Source organism: Mesorhizobium sp. M0854 (genome assembly GCF_040319815.1).
Lineage (GTDB): Bacteria > Pseudomonadota > Alphaproteobacteria > Rhizobiales > Rhizobiaceae > Mesorhizobium.
In genome coordinates this window covers 487,207-513,128 of sequence record NZ_JAMYOL010000001.1, presented here as the reverse complement: position 1 = coordinate 513,128, position 25,922 = coordinate 487,207, and the positions used below count along the sequence as shown (strand labels likewise).

Here is a 25,922-nt window from a genome sequence, read left to right as displayed (position 1 = left end):
TGATGACGAAGGGAATGGTCATCATCGGCGCCGGCGAATGCGGCGGGCGCGCCGCCCTTGCGCTGCGCGAGCTCGGCTATGATGGCCCGGTGACGCTGGTCGGCGACGAGCCGCATCTTCCCTATGAGCGCCCGCCGCTGTCGAAAGACGCGATGGTTGCCGACGCGCCCCTGATCAAGGCGATCGCCAGCGACGCGATCCTGGCCGAGCGCTCTATCCGGCATATCCATTCGGTTTTGGCTGTGGCGATCGACCGCACGGCGCATGTCGTGCGCCTGTCCGACGGTTCCGCCCTGGCCTACGACAAGCTCCTGCTGGCGACCGGTTCGGTGCCGCGCAAGCTGCCGATGCCGGGCCTTGGCGGGCGCTGCGTCTACCTCCGGACCTTCAACGACGCGCTGGCCATTCGCGCCCATCTCAGCGCCGGAAATCGCATCGCCATAGTCGGCGGGGGCTTCATCGGGCTTGAGCTTGCCGCGGCGGCGCGCAGGCTGGGTGCGGCGGTCACCATCATTGAGGCGCAGCCGCGCATCTTGATGCGCGGCGTGCCAGCCGAGATCGCTGGGGTTATCCATCAGGCGCATGAAGCGGAAGGCGTGAAAATCCTGTGCGGTGAGGGCATCGCCGCCATTGCCGATGATGGCGCCGAAGTGCGCATCGCGCTCGCCGGTGGATACGACATTGTCGCCGATCTTGCCGTGATCGGCATCGGCGCCGTGCCGGTGACCGGACTTGCCGCGGAGGCGGGGCTGACCGTCGACAATGGTGTTGCCGTCGACGCCGAGCTTCGCACCAGCGACCCGGATGTCTTTGCCGCCGGCGATTGCTGTTCGTTTCCGCTCGCCATCTATGGCGACAAGCGCGTGCGGCTCGAAGCCTGGCGTAATGCACAGGAGCAGGGCGCGCTCGCCGCAAGGAATATGCTTGGCGCCGGCGAGGCCCATGCGGCGGTGCCGTGGTTCTGGTCGGATCAGTACGGCCTGACCTTGCAGATCGCCGGCCTGTCGGACGAAGGCCGCAGCATCGTGCGCCGCGACCTCGGCGACGGCGCCTTCATCCTGTTCCACCTCGCCGAGGACGGCAGGCTGGTTGCGGCAAGCGGCATCGGCGCCGGCAACGCGGTCGCCCGCGACATAAGGCTGGCCGAGATGCTGATTGCGAAGCAGGCAAGGCCGGCGCCGGAAGCGCTAGGCTCGCAGACCATCAAGTTAAAGTCGCTGCTGGCGGCTTGATCCGCCGCGTGGATAATTGGCCGAGCGCGTTCGGCTAAAACAGCGCCTTCAGCTCCGGCAGCTTGTCGTTGACCAGCCAGCCATAGTAATTTTCCTCGGGCAGTTTTTCCGGCTCGCCCGCAGCGCGGCGCTTGTCGTTCTCGGCCTTCAGCGCATAGGCGCGCTGTTCGGGGTTGCCGACATTGTAGAGCGTCGACGTGATGCCGGGATTGCCTGAGATGTCAAAGCCGGCAATGCTTCTATAGGCGTCGATCGATTTCCGGATTGTTGCTGCGACATAAGGCAGTGTCAGGTCAGGATCCATGATGGTCTTGTAGACCGCGTTGGGATCGCCGACGTCGAGTTCCGGCAGGCCGGAAACCTTGTGCACGAGGTCGCTCATTTGCAGTGCCGTCAGCGGATTGAGCTGGCCAAGGCCAAAAGTCTGCCCGGCATAATAAGGCTGGAAGAAAGTGGCGCCTAAGCGGTCGTTGGGAAAGCTCTCGCCGTCGACGGTCTTGCCGCGGAACGACCGGTTCCACACCTGTTCGCGGCACTCCCACAGATCGTAGCTGTCGGACTTCCCTGCGCATTTCGCAAATTGCGGCCGCTGCACGAAATCGGAGATATCCTCGCCATCATAGGCAAAGGAGAGCTTGCTCGACAGATACGAAATCGCCTTGACGTAGTAGGTCTGCAGCCGGTCGTAGGCATCGACATTGTAGGTGTGCTCGCCGACGATGGCGCCGACGATATGCATTGGGTCGATGCCATAGGCCGCGGCTGCCTGCTTGATCTTGCCGCGCAACTCGGCATCGTTCTGGAGCAGCGCAAAGACTTTGCGGTATTTCGCCTGGAAGGTGGTGTTGGTCGCCTGGGTGCGCCGGCTCGAAGCGCCCGGTATGTCGGGCTGCTCGGTGTTGCGGTTGCCCGGCGGCACCATCGTTGCCGCTTGCGCGGCGAACATGGCTGCCGCCAGCGTCAGCCCCAAAATGACGAGGATCAGTTTTTTCATGCGCCGCCGCCCAAATAGTCGCCGGCAAACTAGGTAATGCTCCACCGGGAGTCGAGAGACGCCTGCACCCGACGGGACGAAAGCTTGCCGGATGCTTCCATTTGGCCACACATCGGGAATGCTGGGCCAAACTGGGGAGGCCGGGAGCAATTCCCCGACCCTCTTCGAGAATGAAGCGTCTCCTACAAGATGAAACGCGACAAGTCCGTGTTTCTGGAGAGGTCGCCGACATGCTTCTCGACATAGGCGGCATCGATGGTCACCGAGGTGCCGTTGCGGTCCGGCGCGTCATAGGAGATATCGTCCAGCACCCGTTCCATCACCGTCTGCAGCCGCCTGGCGCCGATATTCTCGACGCTGGCGTTAAGGTCCACGGCGATACCGGCCAACGAATCGATCGCGTCATCGGTGAAGACCAGGTCGACGCCTTCGGTCTTCATCAGCGCGATATACTGCTTGATCAGGCTGGCTTCGGTCTCGGTGAGGATGCGGACGAAATCGTCCTTCTCCAGCGCCCGCAGCTCGACGCGGATCGGCAGGCGGCCCTGCAATTCCGGCAGCAGGTCGGAGGGCTTGGCGACGTGGAACGCACCCGAGGCGATGAACAGGATGTGGTCGGTCTTCACCGGTCCATATTTGGTCGCAACCGTGGTGCCTTCGACCAGCGGCAGCAGGTCGCGCTGCACACCTTCACGCGAAACACCGGCACCGATGCCGCCTTCGCGCGAGGCGATCTTGTCGATCTCGTCAAGGAAGACGATGCCGTCATTCTCGGTCGATTCGAGTGCCCTGCGCACCACTTCGTCCTGATCGAGCAGCTTGTCGGACTCGTCGCTGATCAACAGCCCGTAGGACTCCTTGACGGTCGTCTTGCGCAACTTGGTCTTCTTGCCGCCCATCGCCTTCGACAGCATGTCGTTGATGTTGAGCACGCCGATATTGGCGCCTGGCATGCCGGGGATCTCGAAGCCAGGCATGCCGCCATTGCCGGTATCGGCAACTTCGATCTCGATCTCCTTGTCGTCGAGCTCGCCGTCGCGCAGCTTCTTGCGGAAACTGTCGCGGGTGGCCGGGCTCGCCGTCTTGCCGACGAGCGCTTCGAGCACCCGTTCCTCGGCGTTGATGTGGGCACGCGCCTTGACGTCCTCGCGCATCTTCTCGCGCACCAGCCCCATGGCGATCTCGACCAGATCGCGGATGATCTGCTCGACATCGCGGCCGACATAACCGACCTCGGTGAACTTGGTGGCTTCGACCTTGACGAAAGGCGCACCGGCAAGGCGTGCCAGGCGGCGTGAAATCTCGGTCTTGCCGACACCGGTCGGGCCGATCATCAGGATGTTCTTCGGCATCACCTCTTCGCGCATCTGGCCCTCGAGCTGCTGGCGGCGCCAACGGTTGCGCAAGGCAATCGCCACGGCACGCTTGGCGTCTTTCTGGCCGATGATGAAGCGGTCGAGTTCCGAAACGATTTCGCGGGGAGAGAAGGTGCTCATGTCACTAAATTCCACTTTGCCACTGCCGAATGGACTCGAACGGATGCAGCAGCATGATCACGTTGAGTGTCAGATTGTCCCGGATGAGATAGCCGACACCGAATTCGAAGATGAGGGCGAGGGTCACGATCACCCATATAGGAAGCCTTCGCGCCATGACAAACCCCAGCACCATGGCCAGCGTGTCGGACACCGAATTGATGATGCTGTCGCCATAATAGTCGAGCGAGATTGTGCCGGCGCGGTAGCGGTCGATGATGAAAGGGCTGTTCTCGAGCAACTCCCAGCCGCCCTCTATAACCACCGCAAAGGCCAGCCTGAGCCCGATCGGCGAGCGCGGGAAAAGGAACCACGCCAGCGCATAGAACAGGAAGCCGTGAATGATGTGCGAGAAGCTGTACCAGTCGGAAATATGCTGGGAATTCTCGGAGCTCTGCACAATGCCGTGCCACAGCTTGACATAGCCGCAGGTACAGATCGGCGTCCGCCCCATGCCGTAGAGGACCCCGGCCTGGAAGATGACCAGGCCGAGAACCAGCAGAAGCCCCATTCGCCAGCTGTCTTCGTAGGCCGAGACGGTTTTGTCGCTGGATACGCTCATGCTGCTATTGCCCCTCTTTTGCCTCACCCTGTCCGGCGTCGCCCTCTGGGGCATCAATCGCCATCAGCACGGCATCGCCATATTCCGACTTCCTGCGATCGATAGCCCTGAAACCGGCCTTTTCATAGGCCCGGATAGCCCGTGCATTGGCGGGGTCCGGGTCGATGATGACGCGCGGCGTACCTTCCTCGAAAAGCTGCTCGACGAACTGCCGGACGATCGCCGAGCCGTGGCCGACCCCGACAAGCCCCGGCACGCCGATCGACAGATCGATGCCGAGCGTGCCGAACGGCTGGTCGCTATAGGGATGGCCGTCCTCCAGATGCGGATCGTAGCTCTGCAAATAGCCGATGGGCTTTCCGTCGAGCTCGATAATCAGCGGCTCGACCGAAATGCTGTCGATATGCTCGCGGATCTCCGCAATCTCGGTCTCTGGGTCGTTCCACCATTCGGCGACATGCGGCTCGGCAAGCCAGCCGGCGATCATCGGCAGGTCCCTCTGGATCACCGGCCGAAAACCATAGCGGAGGCTCCGCTCAGGCGGCATCGAGGGTTTCGACGACGAAGTTGTTGTTTGTGTAGACGCAAATGTCTGACGCGATCTGCATCGCCTTGCGGGCGATGTCCTCTGCGCCCTTGTCGCTGTCCATCAAAGCGCGTGCCGCTGCCAGCGCGTAATTGCCGCCGGAGCCGATGGCCATGACGCCAAATTCGGGCTCCAGCACGTCGCCGGTGCCGGTCAGCGCCAGCGACACCGACTTGTCGGCCACCAGCATCATTGCTTCCAGCCGGCGCAAATAACGGTCGGTGCGCCAGTCCTTGGCGAGCTCGACGCAGGCACGTGTTAGCTGGTCGGGATATTGTTCGAGCTTGGCTTCGAGCCGCTCCAGCAGCGTGAAGGCATCGGCGGTGGCCCCGGCGAAGCCGGCAATGACGTTGCCGCTTTTGCCGATGCGGCGCACCTTCTTGGCGTTGCCCTTCATGATGGTCTGGCCGAGGCTGACCTGGCCGTCGCCGGCGATCACCACCTTGCCGCCCTTGCGCACGGTCAGGATGGTCGTGGCATGCATGGTCAGTTCATTCGACATTTTCTGCTCCGATCAGCACCGATCCCATCGAGGCGATCGGCGCGTTACGAGTGACTTGATCGGCCATATGTATGCATAGGCCGGATGATTGCAAACCGGCCATCCGCCGGGCCGGACTGTGCTCCGCAGCGGTAACTGGCAATCGCCGGATCATGCTGCTAGAAGGCTTTCGTTTTCAGGCATGTGAACGCCTGAACCGTGCAAATCTGAGACAAGGATGAGGTCATGGCGCCCCGTTCCGCCGAGATAAGCCGCAAGACCAGGGAAACCGACATCGCCGTGTCGGTTCAGGTCGACGGCTCGGGCAAATCCGACATTTCGACGGGCGTCGGCTTCTTCGACCATATGCTGGACCAGTTGTCGCGCCATTCGCTGATCGACATGACCGTGAAGGCCAAGGGCGACCTGCACATAGACGACCACCACTCGGTCGAGGATACGGGCATCGCGCTCGGCCAGGCGCTGGCCAAGGCGTTGGGCGAGCGGCGCGGCATCATGCGCTACGCCTCGATCGATCTCGCCATGGACGAGACACTGACGCGGGCGGCAATCGATGTCTCCGGCCGGCCTTTTCTGGTCTGGAATGTTTCGTTCTCGTCGCCGAAGATCGGTACGTTCGATACCGAGCTGGTGCGCGAATTCTTCCACGCGCTGGCGCAGAATGCCGGCATCACGCTTCATGTCACCAATCATTACGGCGCCAACAACCACCACATCGCCGAGACCTGCTTCAAGGCCGTGGCGCGTGTGTTGCGTTCGGCGCTTGAGCGCGACCCGCGCCAGCCGGACGCGGTTCCCTCCACCAAGGGATCCCTGAAAGGATAGCGTCATGGCCATCTATGTCGTGATGAAGCCGCCAGGCCGCAGCGAAAGCGTGGACACTACCTTTATCCGTGACGGCTTTGCCTGGCTCGGCTTCCTGGTGCCGCCGCTGTGGCTGGCCTGGCACCGGCTGTGGGTCGAGGCGGCATTGGCGTTTGTCGCAATGGGCCTGCTCTCGATGCTAGGCGAAAGGCTGGACCTGGAAACAACCGGCTCGCTTTTATCCCTGCTTGTCATGCTCTTTGTCGGACTGGAAGGGCAGGGCTTGCGGATCGCAGCCCTGCGCCGTCGCGGCTGGCATGAATGGGGCGTGGTCGAGGCCGACAGGCTCGACGACGCAGACCTCCGCTATGCATTGGAAGCCGATGCTCAGTCGGATGAACAACCGACGGTGCAACGCATCGTCCCAGACGCAGCACATGCCCGGTCGGCGCAGATGGGCCTGGCGCTGGGGCTGAACCATATTCCGGGAAAGCCCTGAGATGAGGGTAGCGATCATCGATTACGGGTCGGGCAATCTGCGCTCGGCCACCAAGGCCTTCGAGCGTGCCGCGCATGAAGCCGGTATTGCCGCCGCGATCGAACTCACCGCCGATGCCGAGCGGGTCAGGACCGCCGACCGCATCGTCCTGCCCGGCGTCGGTGCCTATGCCGATTGCGCCGCTGGACTGCGTGCGGTCGCCGGCATGTGGGAAGCGGTCGAGGAGGTGGCGATCGCCAAGGCTCGGCCGTTCCTCGGCATCTGCGTCGGCATGCAGCTGATGTCGGAGCGAGGCCTGGAAAAGACCGTCACAAAGGGCTTTGGCTGGGTCGCCGGCGACGTCAAGGAGATCACGCCGGCCGATCCGACACTGAAGATCCCGCAGATCGGCTGGAACACGATTGACCTGAAGCGCAAGCATCCGCTGTTTTCCGGCATTGCGACGGGTGGCAAGGGACTGCACGCCTATTTCGTCCACTCCTACCATCTCGATGCACGGAAGGAGGATGAGGTGCTGGCGGTTGCCGACTATGGCGGCCCGGTAACGGCCGCTGTCGCTCGCGACAACCTCGCCGGAACGCAATTCCACCCCGAGAAGAGCCAGGCGCTGGGCCTGGCGCTGATCACCAATTTCCTAGGCTGGAGGCCCTGAACCATGAGCAAGAAGGGCTATTGGATGGCAATGGTCGATGTCCGCGATCCCGAGATCTACAAGCGATATATCGAGGCCAATGCCGCGGCTTTCGCGAAATACGGCGCGAAGTTCCCGGTGCGCGCCGGGCGGTACACCAGCCCGGAAGGACCGGCAGGCAATCGCCACGTGCTGGTGGAATTCGAATCCTATGAAAAGGCGCTGGAATGCTACGGCTCGCCTGAATACCAGGAGGCGTTGAAGTACAGGCTCGCCGGCTCGACCGGCCACTTTGTCATCGTCGAAGGCGCCTGAAGGTGTTTCTGTTTCCGGCGATAGACCTCAAGGACGGCAAATGCGTGCGCCTCAGGCATGGCGACATGGCGACCGCCACCATCTACAATGACGATCCCGCCGCTCAGGCGCGCGTCTTCGAAGAGCAGGGCTTCGAATGGTTGCACGTCGTCGACCTCAACGGCGCCTTCAAGGGCCAGAGCGTCAACAGCGCCGCGGTCGGCGCCATCCTGAAGGCGACGAGCAATCCGGTGCAGCTCGGCGGCGGCATCCGCACCCTGGCGCAGATCGAGGACTGGCTCGACCGTGGGCTGGCCCGCGTCATTCTTGGCACCGTGGCGGTCCGCGATCCGGATCTGGTCAGGCAGGCCTGCAAGGCATTCCCGGGCAAGATCGCTGTCGGCATCGACGCCAAGGGCGGTAAGGTCGCGGTCGAAGGCTGGGCTGAGGCTTCGAGCCTCGGCGTCATTGAACTGGCGAGGAAATTCGAGGGTGCCGGCGTCGCCGCCATCATCTACACCGATATCGACCGCGACGGTGTGCTGACTGGCATCAACTGGGACGCCACTATCGATCTCGCCGACGCGGTGTCGATCCCGGTTATCGCCTCGGGCGGGCTCGCCTCGATCGCCGACATCGTGCGCATGACCATGCCCGATGCCCGCAAGCTCGAAGGCGCGATCTCCGGCCGCGCGCTTTATGACGGCCGCATCGATCCGGCCGAGGCGCTGGCGATCCTGCGCGGCAAGCCGACGGCAGGGGCGTCATCATGAAAGTCTCGATTATCGTTGCTCCCTACGACAGCGGGCACTATCACGAGGGGTGCGGCCAGGGGCCGGACGCCATCGTCGGCGGTGGGCTGGTCGAAGCCCTGACCGTGGCTGGCCATGACGTCGCCGTCGAAGATATCGGCAAGGTCGGAGACGAGCAGGGGCGCGAAATTGCAACCGGCTTCGCCGTCTGCAACGCCGTCGCGACCAAGGTTAACCTCGCCCGCGATGGAGGACGCTTCCCCATTATCCTTGCTGGAAATTGCCTGACCGCCGCCGGTGCGGTTGCCGGTGAAGCGGCGGATTCGATCATCTGGATCGACCAGCATGGCGATCTCAACACGCCGGAGACGTCGGCCTACGGCTTTCTCGACGGCATGGCGCTGGCGGCGACGCTCGGGCTCTGCTGGCATCCGATGGCGGCAGCAATTCCGGGGTTCCGGCCGATAGACCCGGCGCGCTGCATGCTGGTCGATGCCCGCGACCTCGATCCCGACGAAAAGCGACTGCTGGAAACTTTGCCGATCGTGCGCACCGAATGTGCCGGTGCACTCGATATGATCGGAAAGCTCACGGCGGCAGGGACTGTGCGGGCGCATCTGCATCTCGACCTGGATGTTCTCGATCCGGATGTGTTGCAGGTGAATCGCTACGCGCACCCGGGCGGCCCGAGTCCGGAACAGCTGCGGCAGCTTGCCTGCGGACTGGCCAGGTCAATCCCGATTGTCGGCGTGACGCTCTCGGCCTACGACCCGGCCTTTGATTCCCAGTCCGAAGTTCCGCCCGTCGTCGGCCAGCTGCTTGTCGACGTTCTTGCGGCGATCGAGAGGATCTGATGCTGAAAGCCCGCGTCATCCCCTGTCTCGACGTCAAGAACGGCCGTGTCGTCAAGGGCGTCAATTTCGTCGACCTGGTCGATGCCGGCGATCCCGTCGAAGCGGCAAAAGCCTATGACGCGGCCGGCGCCGACGAGCTCTGCTTTCTCGACATCACCGCCTCGCCGGAAAACCGCGAGACCATTTTCGATGTCATCGCCCGTACCGCCGAACAATGTTTCATGCCGCTGACCGTTGGCGGTGGCGTCCGTCAGGTCGCCGACATCAGGAAGCTGCTACTGGCCGGCGCCGACAAGGTGTCGATCAACACGGCGGCGGTGAAGACCCCAAATTTTGTCGCCGAGGCTGCCGACAAATTCGGCAACCAGTGCATCGTCGTCGCCATCGATGCCAAGAAAGTGTCCGCTGCGAGCGAGGCTGATCGCTGGGAGATATTCACCCATGGCGGCCGCGAGAAGACCGGCATCGACGCCGTCGAGTTCGCTCGGCGAGTGGTCGACCTCGGCGCCGGCGAGATCCTGCTGACATCGATGGACCGCGACGGCACCAAGGCCGGCTATGATATAGCCCTTACCCGCGCGGTCGCCGATGCCGTACGCGTGCCGGTCATCGCTTCCGGTGGCGTCGGCACGCTCGACCACCTTGTCGAAGGCATTCGCGACGGCCATGCCGGCGCGGTGCTGGCGGCGTCGATCTTCCATTTCGGCACCTACAGCATCGCCGAAGCCAAGCTGCACATGGCTCAGGCCGGACTGCCGATGCGGCTGGACTCGCCGGGTAATCGGTCCTAGAGCCTTTCCGGCTAAGAAGAGGCTGTAAACGCCGTCATGACCGAGTTCTCACTCTCCGATCTGGAGAAGATTATTGGCGAACGCGCACGTTCCGGCGATCCGGATTCGTGGACGGCCAAGCTCTTTCAGCGTGGCATGAGCAAGGCAGCGCAGAAACTCGGCGAAGAGGCAGTCGAAACGGTGATCGCAGCCGTCAGCGCCGACCGGGACGCGCTTGTTTCGGAAAGCGCCGATCTCATCTATCATTGGCTTGTCGTTCTCGGCATAGCGGACATTCCGCTGAGCGATGTGCTCAACGAGCTTGAACGCCGCACCGGTCGTTCGGGCATCGCCGAAAAGGCGTCTCGGCTGGACCGGGGCTGATCGCTGCGGAGGAACTCGATGGACCAGCTCGCTCCTACCGAGAAGTATTCACCCTATCGTTTCTTCTCGGCCGAGCAATGGTCGCGGTTCCGCGCCGATACGCCGATGACGCTCACCGAGGACGAGGTCCGTCGTCTGCGGTCGCTGAACGATCCGGTCGATCTCCACGAGGTCGAGCGCATCTATCTTTCGATGTCGCGGCTGTTGTCGGCTCATGTCGAAGCCAGTCAACTCCTGTTCAGGCAGCGCCAGGCCTTCTTCAACGCGCTGGACGCGGCCAAGACACCGTTCATCATCGGCATTGCCGGTTCCGTCGCGGTCGGCAAATCGACCACGGCGCGCGTGCTGAAGGAGCTGCTGGCGCGCTGGCCGTCGAGTCCCAAGGTCGACCTGGTCACCACCGATGGTTTCCTGCTGCCGAACGAAGTCCTGCGCCGCAACAACCTGATGGAGCGCAAGGGCTTTCCCGACAGCTACGACGTCGGCGCCCTTCTGCGCTTCCTGTCCGGCATCAAATCGGCGCAGCGCAACGTCCGCGCGCCGGTCTATTCGCACCTGACCTATGACGTCATTCCGGGCGAGTTCCAGACCATCGACCGGCCCGACATCCTGATCTTCGAAGGCATTAATGTCCTGCAGCCGGGCAAGCTGCCGAAGGACGGCAAGATCGTGCCTTTCCTGTCGGATTTCTTCGACTTTGCCATCTACATCGATGCCGAGGAGGCGCTGATCCATCACTGGTATATCGCCCGCTTCATGCGGTTGCGCGAAACCGCCTTCCGCGACCCGGCCTCCTTCTTTCACCGCTATTCGCAACTTTCCGAGGATGCGGCCCGCGCCATCGCCGAGGGTCTGTGGACCAACATCAACCTTAAGAATCTGCGCGAGAATATATTGCCGACCCGCGCCCGAGCCGATCTCATCCTGCGCAAGGGCGCCAACCATCTGGTCGAGGAAGTGGCGCTCAGGAAACTGTGAAATCCCGGGACATTCCTTAAAGTCATCTTAACCCAGTCTTTCTATTGTCGGGCCTGATCTGCGGGCTCGGCAAACAAATGAATGCGCCATTCCTAAACATCGATCGGCCGGCAGCTGACCGCATCGCACGTCCGGGCAGCGGCGGCGCAACGATTGCCCTGATCGTGCCTGTCCACAATGAGGAAGGCGCAATTGCTCCATTCCTGAAGGCGGTATGCGAAAGCACCGCGCCGCTGAAGGACAAAGGCGTTGCCCTCGAGTTCATCTTCGTCAACGACGGCAGCAGCGATACGACGCTCGAAAAGCTGATCGAAGCCCAACAAACCGATCCACGCATCCACGTAATCGACCTTTCACGCAATTTCGGCAAGGAAGCCGCGATGACCGCGGGGCTCGACAGCTGCGATGCCGATGCAGCGATCCCGATGGATGTCGATATGCAGGATCCGCCGCATGTCATTCCGCTGCTTGTGGAAAAGTGGCGCGAGGGTTTTGAGGTTGTTCTGGCCAAGCGAGCCAATCGGTCGAGCGACAGCTTTCTCAAGCAGCGCTCCGCCTCGATGTTCTACCGCGTTCACAACTGGATCGCGCAGCAGAAGATCCCGCACGATGTCGGCGACTTCCGTTTGATCGACCGCCAGGTCATCCAGGCGCTGCGGTCTTTGCCCGAACGCCGTCGTTTCATGAAGGGCCTGTTCGCCTGGGTCGGGTTCCGTACCGCAAGCGTCGAATATGTCCGCGATCAGCGCATCGCCGGCCAGTCGAAATTCTCCGGCTGGAAGCTGTGGAACTTCGCGCTCGAAGGCATCACCAGCTTCTCCACCGCTCCGCTTGAAATCTGGACCTATGTCGGCGCGACGATTTCCGCGCTGTCGTTCCTCTACGGCCTGCTGATCGTCGCCAAGACAATGATCTTTGGCGTTGATGTGCCCGGCTACGCCTCCCTGCTGGTCAGTGTTCTTTTCCTTGGCGGCATCCAGTTACTCGGCATCGGCATCATCGGACAATACCTCGGCAGGGTCTACGCCGAGATCAAGCAGCGTCCGATCTATATCGTGCGCCGCAAATATGAGGGAATGAGCTGATGGAGATCGACGCTTACCGACAGATGGCCGCCACCGAAGATGAGCATTGGTGGTTCTGCGGGCGTCGCGCCATCGCCGAGGCGGTCATTCGCAGCATCGGCCTGCCTGAAAACGCGCGCATCGTCGAGATCGGCGCCGGCACCGGCGGCAACATCCGGATGCTGGAGCAGTTCGGCGCAGTGACGGCAGTCGAGATGAGCGATCTCGCGCGCAGGATTGCCTGGGAAAAGACCGGCCGCGACTTCCTCGCCGGACATCTGCCGGACAACATTCCTGTCGCGCCGCAAAGCTGCGACCTCGTCTGCCTGTTCGACGTGCTGGAACATGTCGCCGAAGACGAGGCGTCGCTTGCCGCGATCCGCCAGATGCTGAAGCCGGGCGGCAGCGTCGTCCTCACGGTGCCAGCACACCAATGGTTGTGGAGCACGCATGATGTTGGGCTGCATCACATGCGGCGCTATTCACGCAATCTGCTGCGTGAACGAATTGAAAAGGCTGGTTTCGCGATCGACCGGCTGAGCTACACAAATGCCGCGCTCTTCCCGGTAGCGGCGCTGGCACGACTGGTGGACAGGTTGCGCAAGTCGGCGTTGCCAGCCGGCCATGCCACGCCGCCAAAACCACTGAATGCGGCGATGAAGGCAGTGTTTTCGGCGGAAGGCCGCATCATACCAAATGCAAGCTTGCCCTTCGGGGTTTCGTTGCTGGCGGTATTCCGCAAGGACAGCGCCGTCGAAACCGCTCGCCCCGACGAGAAATTGGCAGCTTGACCGCGTCATGGGCACCGGCTCGTATCGTCGACTATCGCGCTTTGCGCTGATTGGCATCGCGTCGACGCTGATCTACGCCGTTTGCGCTTTTCTGCTGTCGCGTGGACAGGCAACGGCGGCCCTGCCGGCGGCGCTCACATCGTTTGCGGCCTACGCCGTCGCCGCGCTGTTCTCCTACACCGGGCATAAATATTTCACGTTCACCTCGGGCGGCAGCCACGCTATGGAATTGCCCCGCTTCCTCCTGCTCACCGCTTCCGGCCTCGCCGTCGCGATCGCCCTGCCGGGGCTTTTGACCCAGATGCTCGGCATCCCTGCCGCAATCCCGATCCTGCTCACCTGCATTGCCGTGCCGGTCATCAACTATGTCGTCCTCGGGCGGTGGGTGTTTCGTGGTCTCTAGCGCGCGATCCCTCAGTGAACTGCTGCCCGGCGCCAACCGCTTCTCGCCCTTTGTGGGCGTAGCGGGTGCTCCGTTGCTGCTGGCCAGTCTGATCGTCACATACGCCGTCTGGCTATCGACTGTTGCAATTCCGACCAATGTTGACGTGTCATGGCTTCTGGTCGTCTGCGATCGCCTGCTTGGCGGAGAGCGGCTCAACACCGACATCGTGGAGACCAACCCCCCTTTCTCGATCTGGCTCTACATGCCGTTCATGCTCCTGGAAAAGCTCACTGGCATGCGTGCGGAATTCTGGCTGACGCTTGGCGTCGTTTGCCTGAGCCTGGCCAGTCTTTTCGGTTCCGTCCGTATTCTCGCGCGCGACGAACCGGTCTACCGGCAGCCCCATGCGCTGTGGGCGGCAGCCGCGGCCCTGTTTTTGATCCTGTGTTTCATGCCGGATCAATTCGGCCAACGCGAGCACTTCGCATTGATTGCCATTCTGCCTTGGGTGGCGTTGCAATGCACACGTCAGCGGAACCTGGATTTCAGCGCGGGCTCGCGCCTGGAGCACATGGTCGCCGGGTTCTGCGCGGCGGTCGTGGTCATGGTCAAGCCGCCCTATTTTGTGCTGGCCTTCATGTTGCCGTCGCTCTGTCTTGCGCTTGAAAGGCGGTCGCTGAGACCGCTCTTCGTCGCAGAGAACCTGATGGGCGCTGCGATCGTGGCCGCCTATATCGCGTCCATCGCGCTCTTCGACCGCGCTTACGTCAGCGACGTCCTGCCCTTGGTCAGGGAGGTCTATCTTCCGTTGAGGGCCTCTGCCGCCGATATGCTGGCAAACTGGCCGAAAGTGGTGCTGCTTCTGGCCGCCGCCACCATGCTAGCGGCCGGCGGCCTGAGAAACACGAACTGGGACGTCAGGATTCCGCTCCTGACCGCCCTGGGGTTCATTCCGGCCTTCATCGTCATGGGCAAGGGTTGGCCCAATCACGCGCTGCCGATGGTCGTTGTTGCGACACTTGCATTTGGCATGCAGCTTGTGCGGTTCGGCACATTCGGCAGTGCAGGCTTCGTTCGCAAGGCCGCCCTGATCTTCGGCTGCGTGCTGGTGCTGCAAATAGCGGTCAGGGCACAGTACGCGGCGCTGACGACGGATAACGGCCCGACCGCCCGGTCTGTCGCCGCGATCCGCGCAACGGTCGAAACCCCGACCATCATGTCGATTGCCGACCAGATGCAGGTTGCCCATCCCCTCGCCAGGCTGGTCGGCGGCAGGTTCATATCACGCCATCCGAGCGCCTGGGCGGTCTCCAACGCGGACGCGCTCGCCCGCGCCACCGGCGATCTCGAACGGAGACCGGAACTTGAAAGCATCCGCGATCGGGTGATCGGCGAAAACGCCGCCGAGATATCAGCGAAGAAGCCCGATATCGTGCTGTCAGGCTCGCCGGCGTGGACTGCCCTGATGCTGCAGGACAAGCGGATCCAGGTCGCCTTGGCCGACTATCGTCTGCTGCACGCCGAGCGGGAAATCACTGTCTATCTGCGTTACACGGCGCCTGCGCCGCTCCAAACCGATAGAGCAGGAGCCCCCGGAAACCCATGACACGGCTGGATCCAATCGCTCCGCTGGACGACATATGGCTCGATCTCGAGAGCCTCGGTGCAACAGCATGAGCGTCTCGAACGACGTTGGCGGCTTGAGCCGCTGGCGCGACCGGGATATTGCGGCGTCGCTGCTTCCTAGCCGCAATGTCCTGGCCATTGCCGCAGTCACCGTCTTCTCGATCTTCTGGCAGCGACGTTGGGGGACTGTTCCCGACACTAGCTGGCTGATCACGGTCTGCGAGCGTATGCTGTCCGGTGAGCGGCTCTACTCGCAAATCTACGAGACCAATCCCCCATTCAGCGTCTGGCTCTATCTGCCGCCAGTGGCTGCGGCCAGATTGCTGGGCACCGCCCCGGAAATCCTGGTTGAGGCCTGGACATACCTTGCCGTGCTTATCGGACTTTCGCTCTCGGGCGTGATCGTCAAGCGTGCGGGTTTCACCGAAACTGCATCATTGTTTGCACTGGGGCCAGCGTTTTGCGCAATGTTGGTGGTCTTCCCCGGAAATGCCTTCAGCGAGCGGGAGCATATCGGCATGGCACTTTTCATGCCGCTGCTTGCGCTTCATGCCTGGCGCGCGCGCAGAGATGCAGCTGCCCAACCAGACCCCGGGCTCGCCGCACTCGCCGGCCTGTCGGGCAGCATTCTGCTGCTGGTCAAGCCCTACTATGCGATCATGGTGTTGGCGCCGGCGCTGGTCGTTGCAGTGCGCCGGCGCAGTCTGAAATCGATCTTCGCCCTGGAACACTGGGTCATTGGCGGCATCTGCGTTGTCTATCTCGGCACGGTCACGCTGATCCATCCGGAATTCGTGCGCGACATCTATCCCCTCTTGGCGGACGTTTATGCAAAGATCGGCATCTTTTGGCCGATTGTGATCGGCTACGGTTTCTCGTGGTGTTTCCTTGTCTTCCTGATCTGGTGGCTGTGGCCTGCCAGACAGTTTCCAGAGCTGGCGGCGGTAGCGTTGGCTGCATCGATCGCCGGCATGTTTCCCCTGTTCTACCAAGCCAAAGGCTGGTCTTATCATGCCTATCCCGCGATCTTTTGCGCTGTGGCAGCCATTTTCTGCCTGTTGGCACTGCCCAGGATCGTGCAGCAGCCGTCGAAGCTGTTGACGTTCGTGACGGCTCCTTCGCGAGCTTGGGCATTGGCGGCGGTGGCAATCGCTTTCTTGCCGTACTGGAGCACCCAGAAACCAGGGCCGGCGCTGGTTGCTGCAATTCGCGCCGCCACCGATCGGCCGACCGTAGCGTTGGTCAGTTCGGATATTTCCTCGGGACATCCGTTGAATCGTATGATCGATGGGCAGTTCGTTTCGACCCACGTCAGCGATTGGCTCGGAGCGTTCGCACTTTCCCTGTCCCGGCAGGCAGCTCTCTCGGGTGACACCGCCGAAGCCATGCGTTACCGAGCCATCATGGCGCGCTACGTCGAAAGCAAACGCGAAGAGTTCGTGCGTCTGCGCCCGGATATCGTCGTCTTCAAGAAAAACAACACGATGTGGACAAGCCAACTGATGGAGCGTTTTGGCTTTGACGCCATCCTGGCGCACTACCGCATTCTTATCGAGGACGAGACCGAGCGCATCTATCTGCGCGACGATTATGTCCGCCCGGGCCACCGGCCACCCGAACAGCCTATTTCGGCATCGTCACCCGTCGCAGCGTCAGATTGATGCGGCCGCCACTCCTGAGCAATGCCGAGGTCGACGGGTAGATACGGTCGACGCCGTGAAAGCAGAGCCGCCCTTCGCCGCCAAGCACGACGACGTCGCCGCTCCTCAGCCTGAACGATTTGGTGGCGCCGTCGCGCGTCGTCTGGCCGACCCGGAACAGGCAATCGTCGCCGAGCGACACCGAGACGACAGGCGCGGAGAAATCGCTCTCGTCGCGGTCCTGGTGAAGACCCATCTTGGCATCCTGCGAATAGAAATTGACCAGGCAGGCTTCCGGCGGGTGCGCATAGGCAGATACATCCCGCCACAGTTCGAGCAGCATCTCCGGGATCGGCGGCCAAGGCCTTCCGGTCACCGGGTGGGTCGGCTGGTAGCGATAGCCGTGCTCCTTGTCGGTGACCCAGCCCAGCGGACCGCAATTGGTCATGCGCACGCTCATCTCCTTGCCGGTACGCGGCATCGCCGGCACGAACAGCGGCGCGTTCTGCACGACCTGCCTGATATCTTCCACCAGCACTTCCTGCATGGCGCGCGACAGGTAGCCGGGCATATGGCGGACGCCTTTGGGCAGTACGAGCATCGCGTCGCTTGATCCGTTGGTCTGGAGAAATCAGAATGCCACCGTCAAATGAAAACGGCGACCCGAAAGCCGCCTCCGACGGTGGCTGCGCGCTTTAACCGGCGATCTGAGATCCGAAGCCGCTTCGGCTGTCACTCATCCCCGACCCGGCCGCGCAGTTTCTTGATCGAGCCGCGCCCGGCCTTGCTCTTGAGCCGTCTTTCGACCGCGCCTTTGGACGGCCTGGTCTTCTTGCGCGGCGGTGGTGGTGGTTCGGCGGCCTTGGCGACCAGTGCCGTCAGCCGCGCCCGGGCGTCCGCCCGGTTCTGCTCCTGGGTGCGGAAGCGTCCGGCTTCAATGACGATGACGCCGTCCTTGGTGGCGCGCTGGCCGGCAAGCTTGATGGTCCGTTCGCGCACCCGCTCCGACAGGCCAGCCGCATTGGCGGCATCGAAGCGCAATTGCACTGCCGTCGCCACCTTGTTGACGTTCTGGCCGCCCGGGCCGGACGAACGGATGAAGTCCTCGTGCAGGTCGCCCGGATTAATCACCGCATCGTCGGTAATGATGATCTTGTCGTCGGCGTTCATGCCGCACTCATGGCGCGGCAGGCGAAAAAAGAAAAGGCCCGATCGAAGCCGGGCCTTGAAGCATCACCAGGGGCGACGGCTATTCAGCCGCTACCTGCATGCGTGGTGCGGCGCCGAGCACGGTGGCGTCGACATGGGCTTCGAATTTTTCGAAATTGTCGACGAACATGCCGACCAGCCTTGCCGCCTGCCGGTCGTAGGCGGGCTTGTCGATCCAAGTCGATCTAGGGTCGAGAATGGCGCGGTCGACGCCGGCAACCGTCACGGGAACGTCGAAACCGAAATTGGCGTCGGTGCGGAAGTCGGCCGCTTTCAGCGAGCCGTCGAGCGCCGCCGCAAGCAGCGCCCGCGTTGCTTTGATCGGCATTCGCTTGCCGGTGCCGTAGGCGCCGCCGGTCCAGCCGGTGTTGACCAGCCAGCAATCGACGCCGTGGCGGGCGATGAGCTCGCGCAACAGATTGCCGTATACCGACGGATGCCGCGGCATGAACGGTGCGCCGAAGCATGTCGAAAATGTCGCTTCGGGTTCCGTAACACCCTTCTCGGTCCCCGCCACCTTGGCGGTATAGCCGGAGAGGAAATGGTACATGGCCTGCGCCGGGGTCAGCCGCGCGATCGGCGGCATCACACCGAATGCGTCGGCGGTCAGCATGATGATGTTCTTCGGGTGGCTGGCGCGCCCCGTCTTGCTGGCGTTGGGGATGAAGTGGAGCGGGTAGGCGCAGCGTGTGTTTTCGGTCAGCCCGCCGTCGTCGAAATCCGGCACGCGGCCTGCGTCGAGCGCCACATTCTCCAGCACCGTGCCGAAGCGCTGGGTGGTGGCGAAGATCTCCGGCTCGGCTTCGGCCGAAAGCTTGATCGTCTTGGCATAGCAGCCGCCCTCGAAATTGAAGATGCCGTGCGGTCCCCAGCCATGCTCGTCGTCGCCGACCAGCGTGCGCGACGGGTCGGCCGACAACGTCGTCTTGCCGGTCCCGGAAAGGCCGAAGAAAACGGCCGCGTCGCCGACGGGCCCTTCATTGGCCGAGCAGTGCATCGGCATCACACCCTTTGCCGGCAGCAGATAGTTGAGCACGGTGAACACCGACTTCTTCATCTCACCGGCATACGAGGTACCGCCGATCAACACGATCATGTGCGAAAGATCGACGGCAATCACCGTTTCGCCGCGCGTGCCGTGGCGGGCGGGATCGGCGCGGAACGACGGCAGGTCGATGATCGTCAAATCGGGCATGAAATGCTCGAGTTCGGCGGCGGCCGGTCGGATGAGCAGATTGCGGATGAACAAGGAGTGCCAGGCAAGCTCCGTGATCACCCTGGTCGGCAGCTTCAGTTCCTCGTCGGCGCCGCCGACCAGGTCCTGCACATAAAGGTCCTTTCCAGCCGCGTGGGCGCGAAAATCGGCAAGCAGCGTATCGAACTGGATCGGCGAAATCGCTTTGTTGTTGTCCCACCATATATGCGGCGCGGTGCTTTCGTCGCGCACCACGAATTTGTCCCTGGGCGAGCGGCCGGTGTGCTGCCCGGTCTCGGCGGCAAGCGCGCCATGCGCGGTGAGTCGGGCCTCGCCACGGCGGATTGCCTCCTCGTAGAGCGCGGCCGCGCCGAAATTATAGCGCACCACGCCCGTGGTTCTCAGGTCGATGCGATCGATTGCACATGCAGGATTGCGTTTGCCGGCTTCCGACATGGGTGTCCCTTCTTCGATTTACCGCGTCTTTACCGGCGAATTCCGGAACCCCCATTGCAGGAGCTAAAAACGTCAAAACCAGAAAAGGCGAATGATATCAAATCATTAATCGATTTAAATATTTTGAAAGTTGTTTAAATCGTTTATATGTGCAAAAACACTGATGGTTGCCCAAAGGATTGGCGATGTTCATTCGTCCAATCCATATCGAGGTACAATTGTAGCCGTCGACATGCCGCGCGTGACAGCGGATACAGCCTGTGCCACATTTTGTACCTAATTTGTCCTGCAAAAGCCCCTTCTCGACGAAAGAAGGGACAGCTCATGAGGGAGCCGCTTGAAATGGCAACAATCGCGCTTGTCGACGACGATCGCAACATTCTGACTTCGGTTTCGATCGCCCTCGAATCCGAGGGTTATCGGGTCGAAACCTACACGGATGGGGCATCGGCGCTGGAGGGACTGGCGGCGCGCCCGCCGAACCTCGCCATCCTTGACATCAAGATGCCGCGCATGGATGGCATGGAGTTGCTGCGCCGGATGCGTCAGAAATCCGACCTGCCAGTAATCTTCCTGACCTCCAAGGACGATGAGATCGATGAACTGTTCGGCCTCAAGATGGGCGCCGACGACTTCATCCGCAAACCCTTCTCGCAGCGTCTTCTGGTGGAGCGCGTCCGCGCCGTGCTGCGCCGCGCCAGCACCCGCGAGGCGGCGGCCAAGGCGCCCAACCAGCAGGCCCGATCGCTTGAGCGCGGCCAGCTTGTCATGGACCAGGAGCGCCACACCTGCACCTGGAAGGGCGAGCCGGTGACACTTACCGTCACCGAGTTCCTCATCCTGCATTCGCTGGCACAGCGTCCGGGGGTCGTAAAAAGCCGTGATGCGCTGATGGATTCGGCTTATGATGAGCAGGTCTATGTCGATGACCGCACCATCGACAGTCACATCAAGCGGCTGCGCAAAAAGTTCAAGGCCGTTGATGATGACTTCGAAATGATCGAAACCCTTTACGGAGTCGGATATCGGTTCCGCGAAGCTTGAGTCGAGCGGGAGCTGCTATTCGATGGCAGTGCAAGTAGAGCGAGTGAGACGGTCGGGCGCCGCCAGGCGCCCGCCGCGGATTCTGCCCGCCTTCGTGTCGAAAATTACGGTGCCGATGCGCCGGTTTCTCGGCCATCACATCTTTTCCAGCCTGACGCGGCGTATCCTCTTTCTCAACCTTGCCGGCCTTGCCGTCCTGGTCACCGGCATTCTCTATCTCAATACCTTTCGCGACGGGCTGATCGACGCCCGTGTCGAGAGCCTGATGACTCAAGGCGAGATCATCGCCGGGGCGATCGCCGCCTCGGCGACGGTCGAGACCGATTCGATCAGCATCGATCCGGAGAAGCTGCTCGAGTTGCAGGCCGGCGAAAGCCTCGGCCCGGGCTCCGATCAGCTCGACAACCTCGATTTCCCGATCAATCCGGAGCGCGTGGCGCCGGTGCTCAGGCGGTTGATCTCGCCGACGCGCACACGCGCCCGCATTTACGACCGCGACGCCAACCTGCTGCTCGATTCCCGCCATCTCTATTCGCGCGGCCAGATCCTTCGCTACGACCTGCCGCCGGTCGAAGAGGAGCAGCCGGACCTTCTGGAGCGCATCCAGAAATTCGTCTTTGATTTCTTTCGCAACAAGCAGCTGCCTGTCTATCGCGAGCAGCCAGGTGGCAACGGCGCCGCGTTTCCTGAAGTGGTCAAGGCGCTTACCGGCAGTCCGTCGACGATCGTGCGGATCTCGGAGCAGGGCGAGCAGATCGTTTCAGTGGCGGTACCGATCCAGCGCTTCCGTGCCGTTCTCGGCGTGCTGATGCTGTCGACCGAAGGCGGCGACATCGACAAGATCGTCGCGGCCGAGCGCAAGGCGATCCTGCGCGTGTTCGGCATTGCCGCCCTGGTTACCGCCATCCTGTCGATGCTGCTGGCCTCCACCATCGCCAACCCGCTGCGCCGGCTTTCCGCGGCGGCGGTCAGGGTTCGCCGCGGCGTCAAGAACCGCGAGGAAATCCCTGACTTCTCCGACCGCCAGGACGAGATCGGCAATCTGTCGATCGCCGTGCGCGACATGACCAACGCGCTCTACGCCCGCATCGAGGCGATCGAAAGTTTTGCCGCGGATGTCTCGCACGAGTTGAAGAACCCGCTTACCTCGCTGCGCAGCGCGGTGGAGACATTGCCGCTGGCCAGGAACGACAATTCGCGCAGCCGGCTGATGGATATCATCCAGCACGATGTGAGGCGGCTTGACCGTCTCATCACCGATATTTCCGATGCCTCCCGTCTCGATGCCGAGCTGGCGCGGGAAGATGCGGGAACCGTCGACCTCAAGAAGTTCATCACCGATCTGGTCGCCGTCTCGCGCGAGGCCACGCGCAACAAGAAGGCGGTCGAGATCGAATTCAAGGTCGCCAAACTGCCACAGGGCGTGAAAGGCTACTTCGTCGTCGGTCATGATCTGAGGATCGGCCAGGTGATCACCAACCTGATCGAGAATGCCCGCTCGTTCGTTCCCGAGGAACGTGGCCACATCACCATATCGCTGGCGCGCGCCGGCAAGTTCAACATCGTCACCATCGACGACAATGGACCCGGTATCCGGGCCGATAACATCGATCGCATTTTCGAGCGGTTCTATACCGATCGGCCGGCCGGCGAGGCGTTCGGTCAGAACTCGGGCCTTGGCCTGTCGATATCCAGGCAGATCGTTGAAGCCCATGGCGGCACGCTGAGCGCCGAGAACATCCCGGGCACCAAGCCTGGCGAGATCAAGGGCGCGCGCTTCGTGGTGACGCTGCCGGCGGAAGGCTGACGGATGAATTCCAATCACGCCTGGTCCTATTGTGCAGCCTGAAAACATTCACGGCACCGCGATCCTGGTAGGTGATCGCGGCATTCTCATCACCGGACCGTCCGGTTTGGGCAAGACGACGCTGGCGCTCGCCCTGATCGATCATTGCAGCCAGCGTGGGCTGTTTTCCCGGCTGATCGGCGATGACCAGCTCTATGCTGCAGATTGCGACGGGCGGCTGGTCTGCCGCGCACCAGCCAGCATAGCCGGCCTCGTCGAGGTGCCGGGATTCGGCCCCAAACCGATACGGTTCGAGCCAAGCTGCGTGATCGACCTCATTATCCGGCTGGTGCCAGCCGGCAAAATGGCCCGCTTCCAGGAAGACTGCAGCGAACTCGTTGTCGGCGTACCAGTGCCGCGCATCGATCTTGCCGGGCGCAATGTAGCGGCGGGCTTGCCGGCAGTGATGTCGCGCCTGTCGATTGCACCTTTCCTGTGATCCGATTTCGATTTTTTGCTGCAATGCGTCAAATTGGCTTGGGCCGGCGCAATTTTGGGCTTGTCAACGGGCCTTGCGTCGACAAGATAGCGCTCCCGCCACCTGGAACGGTCGGCGAGCATAAAATGCGCCTGTGAAGCGGCGATGACGGGAGCCACCAAAGAATGATCGGACTCGTGCTTGTAACGCACGGTCAACTGGCCGCCGAGTTCCGCAATGCCGTGGAACATGTCGTTGGGCCACAAGACAATTTCGAGACCGTGGCGATCGGTGCCGACGACGATATGGAACAGCGCCGCCGCGACATTATCGAGGCAGTCGGCCGCGTCGATACGGGATCAGGCGTCATCGTTTTGACCGACATGTTCGGCGGCACGCCCTCTAACCTCGCCATTTCCGTGATGGAATCCGGGCGTATCGAGGTCATTGCCGGCATGAACCTGCCGATGCTGATCAAGCTGTCCAGCGTTCGCAAGGGCGACAACATGACGGCCGCGCTGGATGAGGCGCAGGCTGCCGGCCGTAAATACATCAATGTCGCCAGTCAACTCCTGAGCAGCAAATGAGCGCGCTGTTGCCGGAAAAGGACAAGATCGTTCGCGACTTTCCGATCGTCAACCAGCGCGGCCTACACGCACGCGCCTCGGCCAAGTTCGTTCAAGTCGCCAGCGGCTTCAACGCCACGGTCCAGGTCGAGAAGGACGGCGTCAAGGTCGGCGGCACCTCGATCATGGGCCTGATGATGCTGGCGGCGAGCCCCGGTTATTCGATACGCGTCACCGCCACCGGCCCGGAGGCCGAAGAGGTCATCGATGCGCTGGAGCAACTAGTTGCTTCCCGTTTCGGCGAGGAGTGCTGACGGCTTCGCCGACGGCACCTGCTACGGCATGTTCGGGCGCAACCTTGCGGCGGTGAAGGAAATCGCATTTTTGCGCGACCGTCGCGTATTTTGTTCTTGCTTTGTGCCGGCAGCTATGCTACTAATTTCGTTATGGTGGCAATTGGCCCCGAAGACCCGCCCGCCGAGGCGGGTTTTTGTTTCCGGCTTTGAAAGTGTTGCCGATCTGAGGTCTGAGGGACGGCCACCTTGGACAGCACCCCTTCTGCGCGCTCTCATGGCCGCCGCCGCTGAAGACATGCACGGATAAAGATTTCTTTATATCCCATTGTCGTCCCACTCCCGATCTGCTAGTCAGGCCGGCAACTCGCGCCCTCCGAAATGCCTTCGGGGCGGGCGCGTCCCGCAATCAATTCGCATCGGAGCACTGCCATGACGGGTAGCAAGGACTATGTGGTCGCTGACATCGCGCTTGCCGGCTGGGGCCGCAAGGAGATCGAGATCGCCGAAACCGAAATGCCCGGCCTGATGGCCTGCCGCGAGGAATTCGGCGACAAGAAGCCGCTCAACGGCGCGCGCATCACCGGTTCGCTGCACATGACCATCCAGACGGCGGTGCTGATCGAAACGCTGAAAGCGCTCGGCGCCGACATCCGCTGGGCTTCCTGCAACATCTTCTCGACCCAGGACCACGCTGCCGCGGCCATTGCCGAAGCCGGAATTCCGGTCTTTGCCGTCAAGGGCGAGACGCTGGAGGACTATTGGGTCTACACCGACAAGATCTTCCAGTGGGCCGATGGCGGCACGTCCAACATGATCCTCGACGACGGTGGCGATGCCACCATGTACATCCTGATCGGCGCCCGCGCCGAGGCCGGCGAGGATGTGCTGTCCAATCCGGGCAGCGAAGAGGAAGAGATCCTGTTTGCCCAGATCAAGAAGCGCATGCAGGCGTCGCCTGGCTTCTTCACCAAGCAGAAGGAAGCGATCCGCGGCGTCACCGAAGAGACGACGACCGGCGTCAACCGGCTCTATCAGTTGCAGAAAAAAGGCCTGCTGCCGTTCCCGGCGATCAACGTCAATGATTCCGTCACCAAGTCGAAATTCGACAACAAATATGGCTGCAAGGAATCGCTTGTCGACGGCATTCGCCGCGGCACCGACACGATGATGGCCGGCAAGGTCGCGGTTGTCTGCGGCTATGGCGACGTCGGCAAGGGCTCGTCGGCTTCGCTCAAGGGCGCCGGCGCCCGCGTCAAGGTCACCGAGGTCGATCCGATCTGCGCGCTGCAGGCGGCGATGGACGGTTTCGAGGTGGTCACGCTGGAAGACGCAGCGCCGACGGCCGACATCGTCATCACCACCACCGGCAACAAGGACGTCGTTACCCTCGACCACATGCGCCTGATGAAGGACATGGTGATCGTCGGCAACATCGGTCACTTCGACAACGAGATCCAGGTGGCCTCGCTGCGCAACCTGAAATGGACCAACATCAAGCCTCAGGTGGATATGATCACCTTCCCGGACGGCAAGCGGATGATCCTTTTGTCGGAAGGCCGCCTGCTCAACCTCGGCAACGCTACCGGCCACCCGAGCTTCGTCATGTCGGCGTCCTTCACCAACCAGGTGTTGGCCCAGATCGAGCTGTACACCAAGCCCGGCCAGTACGAGAACCAGGTTTATGTCCTGCCGAAGCATCTCGACGAAAAGGTCGCGCGCCTGCATCTCGACAAGCTCGGTGCCCGCCTGACCGAACTGTCCGGCGAACAGGCCGCCTATATCGGCGTCACTCCGCAGGGACCGTTCAAGCCGGAACACTACCGCTATTAACCACGGCGAAACTTGCCACTAGATATTGAAGCCGGGCGATTGACTTTTCGCCCGGCTTTATTTTTGCGCTGATTGATTCTTCACGCCGATTCGCGCAAGCGCTATGGTGCTGATTCGCGGTCCGGGGACGAGGCCCGGGCGCACGCATCAGGGCGGTCTTGCATTCAGGCGGCGAAGAG

29 protein-coding genes are annotated in these 25,922 nt (G+C 62.1%); 21 read left to right on the top strand and 8 right to left on the bottom strand.

Features of this window, described 5'->3' with window-relative positions; all coding sequences use genetic code 11:
• Positions 1-2: 2 nt before the first annotated feature.
• Entirely contained in the window at positions 3-1,232 is a 1,230-nt protein-coding gene (locus NKH99_RS02315) for an NAD(P)/FAD-dependent oxidoreductase (RefSeq protein WP_353012473.1), read from the top strand.
• Positions 1,233-1,266: 34 nt separating this feature from the next.
• Here NKH99_RS02315 and NKH99_RS02310 read toward each other — a convergent pair whose 3' ends face one another.
• From NKH99_RS02310 to hslV, 5 genes are all read right to left on the bottom strand, one after another.
• Positions 1,267-2,226, bottom strand: a complete 960-nt coding sequence (locus NKH99_RS02310; protein WP_023677526.1) for a DUF1402 family protein — start codon at positions 2,224-2,226, stop codon at positions 1,267-1,269.
• Between the two features lie 182 nt (positions 2,227-2,408).
• Complete coding sequence (gene hslU / locus NKH99_RS02305; protein ID WP_353012324.1) at positions 2,409-3,722, bottom strand: ATP-dependent protease ATPase subunit HslU; 1,314 nt, start codon at positions 3,720-3,722, stop codon at positions 2,409-2,411.
• Between the two features lie 4 nt (positions 3,723-3,726).
• Positions 3,727-4,323, bottom strand: coding sequence for a DUF2585 domain-containing protein (locus NKH99_RS02300; protein ID WP_254815925.1), 597 nt, complete (start codon positions 4,321-4,323; stop codon positions 3,727-3,729).
• Positions 4,324-4,327: 4 nt separating this feature from the next.
• Complete coding sequence (locus NKH99_RS02295; RefSeq protein WP_352472585.1) at positions 4,328-4,870, bottom strand: GNAT family N-acetyltransferase; 543 nt, start codon at positions 4,868-4,870, stop codon at positions 4,328-4,330.
• Entirely contained in the window at positions 4,860-5,411 is a 552-nt protein-coding gene (hslV, locus tag NKH99_RS02290) for an ATP-dependent protease subunit HslV (RefSeq protein ID WP_352616829.1), read from the bottom strand. Before hslV ends, NKH99_RS02295 begins: the two co-directional genes overlap by 11 nt.
• A 225-nt stretch (positions 5,412-5,636) precedes the next feature.
• Between hslV and hisB the strand changes: the two genes are divergently transcribed.
• The 14 genes from hisB (at position 5,637) to NKH99_RS02220 (ending at position 16,904) form a co-directional block, all read left to right on the top strand.
• The gene (gene hisB, locus NKH99_RS02285; protein WP_352472583.1) at positions 5,637-6,236 is read left to right on the top strand and encodes an imidazoleglycerol-phosphate dehydratase HisB; all 600 of its coding nucleotides are present in this window, start codon (positions 5,637-5,639) and stop codon (positions 6,234-6,236) included.
• A 4-nt stretch (positions 6,237-6,240) separates the two neighbouring features.
• Complete coding sequence (locus NKH99_RS02280) at positions 6,241-6,714, top strand: DUF2628 domain-containing protein (RefSeq protein WP_352451667.1); 474 nt, start codon at positions 6,241-6,243, stop codon at positions 6,712-6,714.
• A gap of 1 nt (position 6,715) precedes the next feature.
• A complete protein-coding gene (gene hisH, locus NKH99_RS02275; RefSeq protein ID WP_023677533.1) occupies positions 6,716-7,366 on the top strand; it encodes an imidazole glycerol phosphate synthase subunit HisH in 651 nt (216 codons plus the stop codon).
• Positions 7,367-7,369: 3 nt separating this feature from the next.
• Positions 7,370-7,660 carry a DUF1330 domain-containing protein gene (locus NKH99_RS02270; RefSeq protein ID WP_352472581.1) on the top strand — a complete coding sequence of 97 codons (291 nt, stop codon included), beginning with the start codon at positions 7,370-7,372 and terminating at the stop codon, positions 7,658-7,660.
• Positions 7,661-7,662: 2 nt separating this feature from the next.
• Positions 7,663-8,412, top strand: coding sequence for a 1-(5-phosphoribosyl)-5-[(5-phosphoribosylamino)methylideneamino]imidazole-4-carboxamide isomerase (gene hisA / locus NKH99_RS02265; protein ID WP_353012320.1), 750 nt, complete (start codon positions 7,663-7,665; stop codon positions 8,410-8,412).
• Positions 8,409-9,245 (top strand): arginase family protein, encoded by an 837-nt coding sequence (locus NKH99_RS02260; RefSeq protein WP_353012317.1) that lies wholly within the window; start codon positions 8,409-8,411, stop codon positions 9,243-9,245. The genes hisA and NKH99_RS02260 overlap by 4 nt, the downstream gene beginning before the upstream one ends.
• Entirely contained in the window at positions 9,242-10,036 is a 795-nt protein-coding gene (gene hisF / locus NKH99_RS02255; RefSeq protein WP_353012470.1) for an imidazole glycerol phosphate synthase subunit HisF, read from the top strand. Before NKH99_RS02260 ends, hisF begins: the two co-directional genes overlap by 4 nt.
• Before the next feature lie 36 nt (positions 10,037-10,072).
• Complete coding sequence (locus NKH99_RS02250) at positions 10,073-10,399, top strand: phosphoribosyl-ATP diphosphatase (protein ID WP_254815934.1); 327 nt, start codon at positions 10,073-10,075, stop codon at positions 10,397-10,399.
• 18 nt (positions 10,400-10,417) lie between these two features.
• A complete protein-coding gene (gene coaA / locus NKH99_RS02245; RefSeq protein ID WP_352451662.1) occupies positions 10,418-11,377 on the top strand; it encodes a type I pantothenate kinase in 960 nt (319 codons plus the stop codon).
• A gap of 77 nt (positions 11,378-11,454) precedes the next feature.
• The gene (locus NKH99_RS02240) at positions 11,455-12,462 is read left to right on the top strand and encodes a glycosyltransferase family 2 protein (protein WP_352454814.1); all 1,008 of its coding nucleotides are present in this window, start codon (positions 11,455-11,457) and stop codon (positions 12,460-12,462) included.
• Positions 12,462-13,232, top strand: coding sequence for a class I SAM-dependent methyltransferase (locus tag NKH99_RS02235; RefSeq protein ID WP_352539984.1), 771 nt, complete (start codon positions 12,462-12,464; stop codon positions 13,230-13,232). Before NKH99_RS02240 ends, NKH99_RS02235 begins: the two co-directional genes overlap by 1 nt.
• Before the next feature lie 7 nt (positions 13,233-13,239).
• Entirely contained in the window at positions 13,240-13,635 is a 396-nt protein-coding gene (locus tag NKH99_RS02230) for a GtrA family protein (protein ID WP_352682232.1), read from the top strand.
• A gap of 145 nt (positions 13,636-13,780) precedes the next feature.
• Positions 13,781-15,223 (top strand): hypothetical protein, encoded by a 1,443-nt coding sequence (locus NKH99_RS02225; protein WP_353012312.1) that lies wholly within the window; start codon positions 13,781-13,783, stop codon positions 15,221-15,223.
• 67 nt (positions 15,224-15,290) lie between these two features.
• Entirely contained in the window at positions 15,291-16,904 is a 1,614-nt protein-coding gene (locus NKH99_RS02220; RefSeq protein ID WP_353012309.1) for a hypothetical protein, read from the top strand.
• Here the strand turns inward: NKH99_RS02220 and NKH99_RS02215 are convergent.
• The 3 genes from NKH99_RS02215 to NKH99_RS02205 all read right to left on the bottom strand — a co-directional run bounded on the left by NKH99_RS02215 (position 16,867) and on the right by NKH99_RS02205 (position 19,743).
• Positions 16,867-17,484: an alpha-ketoglutarate-dependent dioxygenase AlkB family protein gene (locus NKH99_RS02215; RefSeq protein WP_352454809.1), complete on the bottom strand. Its 618-nt coding sequence runs from the start codon at positions 17,482-17,484 to the stop codon at positions 16,867-16,869. The two genes, NKH99_RS02220 and NKH99_RS02215, sit on opposite strands and share 38 nt — an antisense overlap.
• A 131-nt stretch (positions 17,485-17,615) precedes the next feature.
• Positions 17,616-18,053, bottom strand: coding sequence for an alternative ribosome rescue aminoacyl-tRNA hydrolase ArfB (gene arfB, locus NKH99_RS02210; RefSeq protein WP_023677545.1), 438 nt, complete (start codon positions 18,051-18,053; stop codon positions 17,616-17,618).
• Positions 18,054-18,132: 79 nt separating this feature from the next.
• Positions 18,133-19,743, bottom strand: coding sequence for a phosphoenolpyruvate carboxykinase (locus tag NKH99_RS02205; protein ID WP_353012306.1), 1,611 nt, complete (start codon positions 19,741-19,743; stop codon positions 18,133-18,135).
• 342 nt (positions 19,744-20,085) lie between these two features.
• Between NKH99_RS02205 and NKH99_RS02200 the strand changes: the two genes are divergently transcribed.
• From NKH99_RS02200 to ahcY, 6 genes are all read left to right on the top strand, one after another.
• Positions 20,086-20,787, top strand: coding sequence for a response regulator transcription factor (locus NKH99_RS02200; protein WP_023677547.1), 702 nt, complete (start codon positions 20,086-20,088; stop codon positions 20,785-20,787).
• Positions 20,788-20,809: 22 nt separating this feature from the next.
• A complete protein-coding gene (locus NKH99_RS02195) occupies positions 20,810-22,594 on the top strand; it encodes a sensor histidine kinase (protein ID WP_023677548.1) in 1,785 nt (594 codons plus the stop codon).
• Between the two features lie 31 nt (positions 22,595-22,625).
• Positions 22,626-23,072 (top strand): HPr kinase/phosphorylase, encoded by a 447-nt coding sequence (locus NKH99_RS02190; protein ID WP_353012303.1) that lies wholly within the window; start codon positions 22,626-22,628, stop codon positions 23,070-23,072.
• A gap of 164 nt (positions 23,073-23,236) precedes the next feature.
• Complete coding sequence (locus NKH99_RS02185; RefSeq protein WP_023677550.1) at positions 23,237-23,638, top strand: PTS sugar transporter subunit IIA; 402 nt, start codon at positions 23,237-23,239, stop codon at positions 23,636-23,638.
• Positions 23,635-23,931, top strand: a complete 297-nt coding sequence (locus NKH99_RS02180; RefSeq protein WP_352736768.1) for an HPr family phosphocarrier protein — start codon at positions 23,635-23,637, stop codon at positions 23,929-23,931. Before NKH99_RS02185 ends, NKH99_RS02180 begins: the two co-directional genes overlap by 4 nt.
• A gap of 411 nt (positions 23,932-24,342) precedes the next feature.
• A complete protein-coding gene (gene ahcY / locus NKH99_RS02175) occupies positions 24,343-25,743 on the top strand; it encodes an adenosylhomocysteinase (protein WP_353012300.1) in 1,401 nt (466 codons plus the stop codon).
• Positions 25,744-25,922 lie beyond the last annotated feature (179 nt).

What these genes read in the sequence shown, in the direction of transcription:
- NKH99_RS02315 (WP_353012473.1), top strand. Translation starts at nt 3, where the DNA reads ATGACGAAGGGAATGGTCATCATCGGCGCCGGCGAATGCGGCGGGCGC.
- NKH99_RS02310 (WP_023677526.1), bottom strand. Translation starts at nt 2,226, where the DNA reads ATGAAAAAACTGATCCTCGTCATTTTGGGGCTGACGCTGGCGGCAGCC.
- hslU (WP_353012324.1), bottom strand. Translation starts at nt 3,722, where the DNA reads ATGAGCACCTTCTCTCCCCGCGAAATCGTTTCGGAACTCGACCGCTTC.
- NKH99_RS02300 (WP_254815925.1), bottom strand. Translation starts at nt 4,323, where the DNA reads ATGAGCGTATCCAGCGACAAAACCGTCTCGGCCTACGAAGACAGCTGG.
- NKH99_RS02295 (WP_352472585.1), bottom strand. Translation starts at nt 4,870, where the DNA reads ATGCCGCCTGAGCGGAGCCTCCGCTATGGTTTTCGGCCGGTGATCCAG.
- hslV (WP_352616829.1), bottom strand. Translation starts at nt 5,411, where the DNA reads ATGTCGAATGAACTGACCATGCATGCCACGACCATCCTGACCGTGCGC.
- hisB (WP_352472583.1), top strand. Translation starts at nt 5,637, where the DNA reads ATGGCGCCCCGTTCCGCCGAGATAAGCCGCAAGACCAGGGAAACCGAC.
- NKH99_RS02280 (WP_352451667.1), top strand. Translation starts at nt 6,241, where the DNA reads ATGGCCATCTATGTCGTGATGAAGCCGCCAGGCCGCAGCGAAAGCGTG.
- hisH (WP_023677533.1), top strand. Translation starts at nt 6,716, where the DNA reads ATGAGGGTAGCGATCATCGATTACGGGTCGGGCAATCTGCGCTCGGCC.
- NKH99_RS02270 (WP_352472581.1), top strand. Translation starts at nt 7,370, where the DNA reads ATGAGCAAGAAGGGCTATTGGATGGCAATGGTCGATGTCCGCGATCCC.
- NKH99_RS02260 (WP_353012317.1), top strand. Translation starts at nt 8,409, where the DNA reads ATGAAAGTCTCGATTATCGTTGCTCCCTACGACAGCGGGCACTATCAC.
- NKH99_RS02250 (WP_254815934.1), top strand. Translation starts at nt 10,073, where the DNA reads ATGACCGAGTTCTCACTCTCCGATCTGGAGAAGATTATTGGCGAACGC.
- coaA (WP_352451662.1), top strand. Translation starts at nt 10,418, where the DNA reads ATGGACCAGCTCGCTCCTACCGAGAAGTATTCACCCTATCGTTTCTTC.
- NKH99_RS02240 (WP_352454814.1), top strand. Translation starts at nt 11,455, where the DNA reads ATGAATGCGCCATTCCTAAACATCGATCGGCCGGCAGCTGACCGCATC.
- NKH99_RS02235 (WP_352539984.1), top strand. Translation starts at nt 12,462, where the DNA reads ATGGAGATCGACGCTTACCGACAGATGGCCGCCACCGAAGATGAGCAT.
- NKH99_RS02230 (WP_352682232.1), top strand. Translation starts at nt 13,240, where the DNA reads ATGGGCACCGGCTCGTATCGTCGACTATCGCGCTTTGCGCTGATTGGC.
- NKH99_RS02220 (WP_353012309.1), top strand. Translation starts at nt 15,291, where the DNA reads ATGAGCGTCTCGAACGACGTTGGCGGCTTGAGCCGCTGGCGCGACCGG.
- NKH99_RS02215 (WP_352454809.1), bottom strand. Translation starts at nt 17,484, where the DNA reads ATGCTCGTACTGCCCAAAGGCGTCCGCCATATGCCCGGCTACCTGTCG.
- arfB (WP_023677545.1), bottom strand. Translation starts at nt 18,053, where the DNA reads ATGAACGCCGACGACAAGATCATCATTACCGACGATGCGGTGATTAAT.
- NKH99_RS02205 (WP_353012306.1), bottom strand. Translation starts at nt 19,743, where the DNA reads ATGTCGGAAGCCGGCAAACGCAATCCTGCATGTGCAATCGATCGCATC.
- NKH99_RS02200 (WP_023677547.1), top strand. Translation starts at nt 20,086, where the DNA reads ATGGCAACAATCGCGCTTGTCGACGACGATCGCAACATTCTGACTTCG.
- NKH99_RS02195 (WP_023677548.1), top strand. Translation starts at nt 20,810, where the DNA reads ATGGCAGTGCAAGTAGAGCGAGTGAGACGGTCGGGCGCCGCCAGGCGC.
- NKH99_RS02185 (WP_023677550.1), top strand. Translation starts at nt 23,237, where the DNA reads ATGATCGGACTCGTGCTTGTAACGCACGGTCAACTGGCCGCCGAGTTC.
- NKH99_RS02180 (WP_352736768.1), top strand. Translation starts at nt 23,635, where the DNA reads ATGAGCGCGCTGTTGCCGGAAAAGGACAAGATCGTTCGCGACTTTCCG.
- ahcY (WP_353012300.1), top strand. Translation starts at nt 24,343, where the DNA reads ATGACGGGTAGCAAGGACTATGTGGTCGCTGACATCGCGCTTGCCGGC.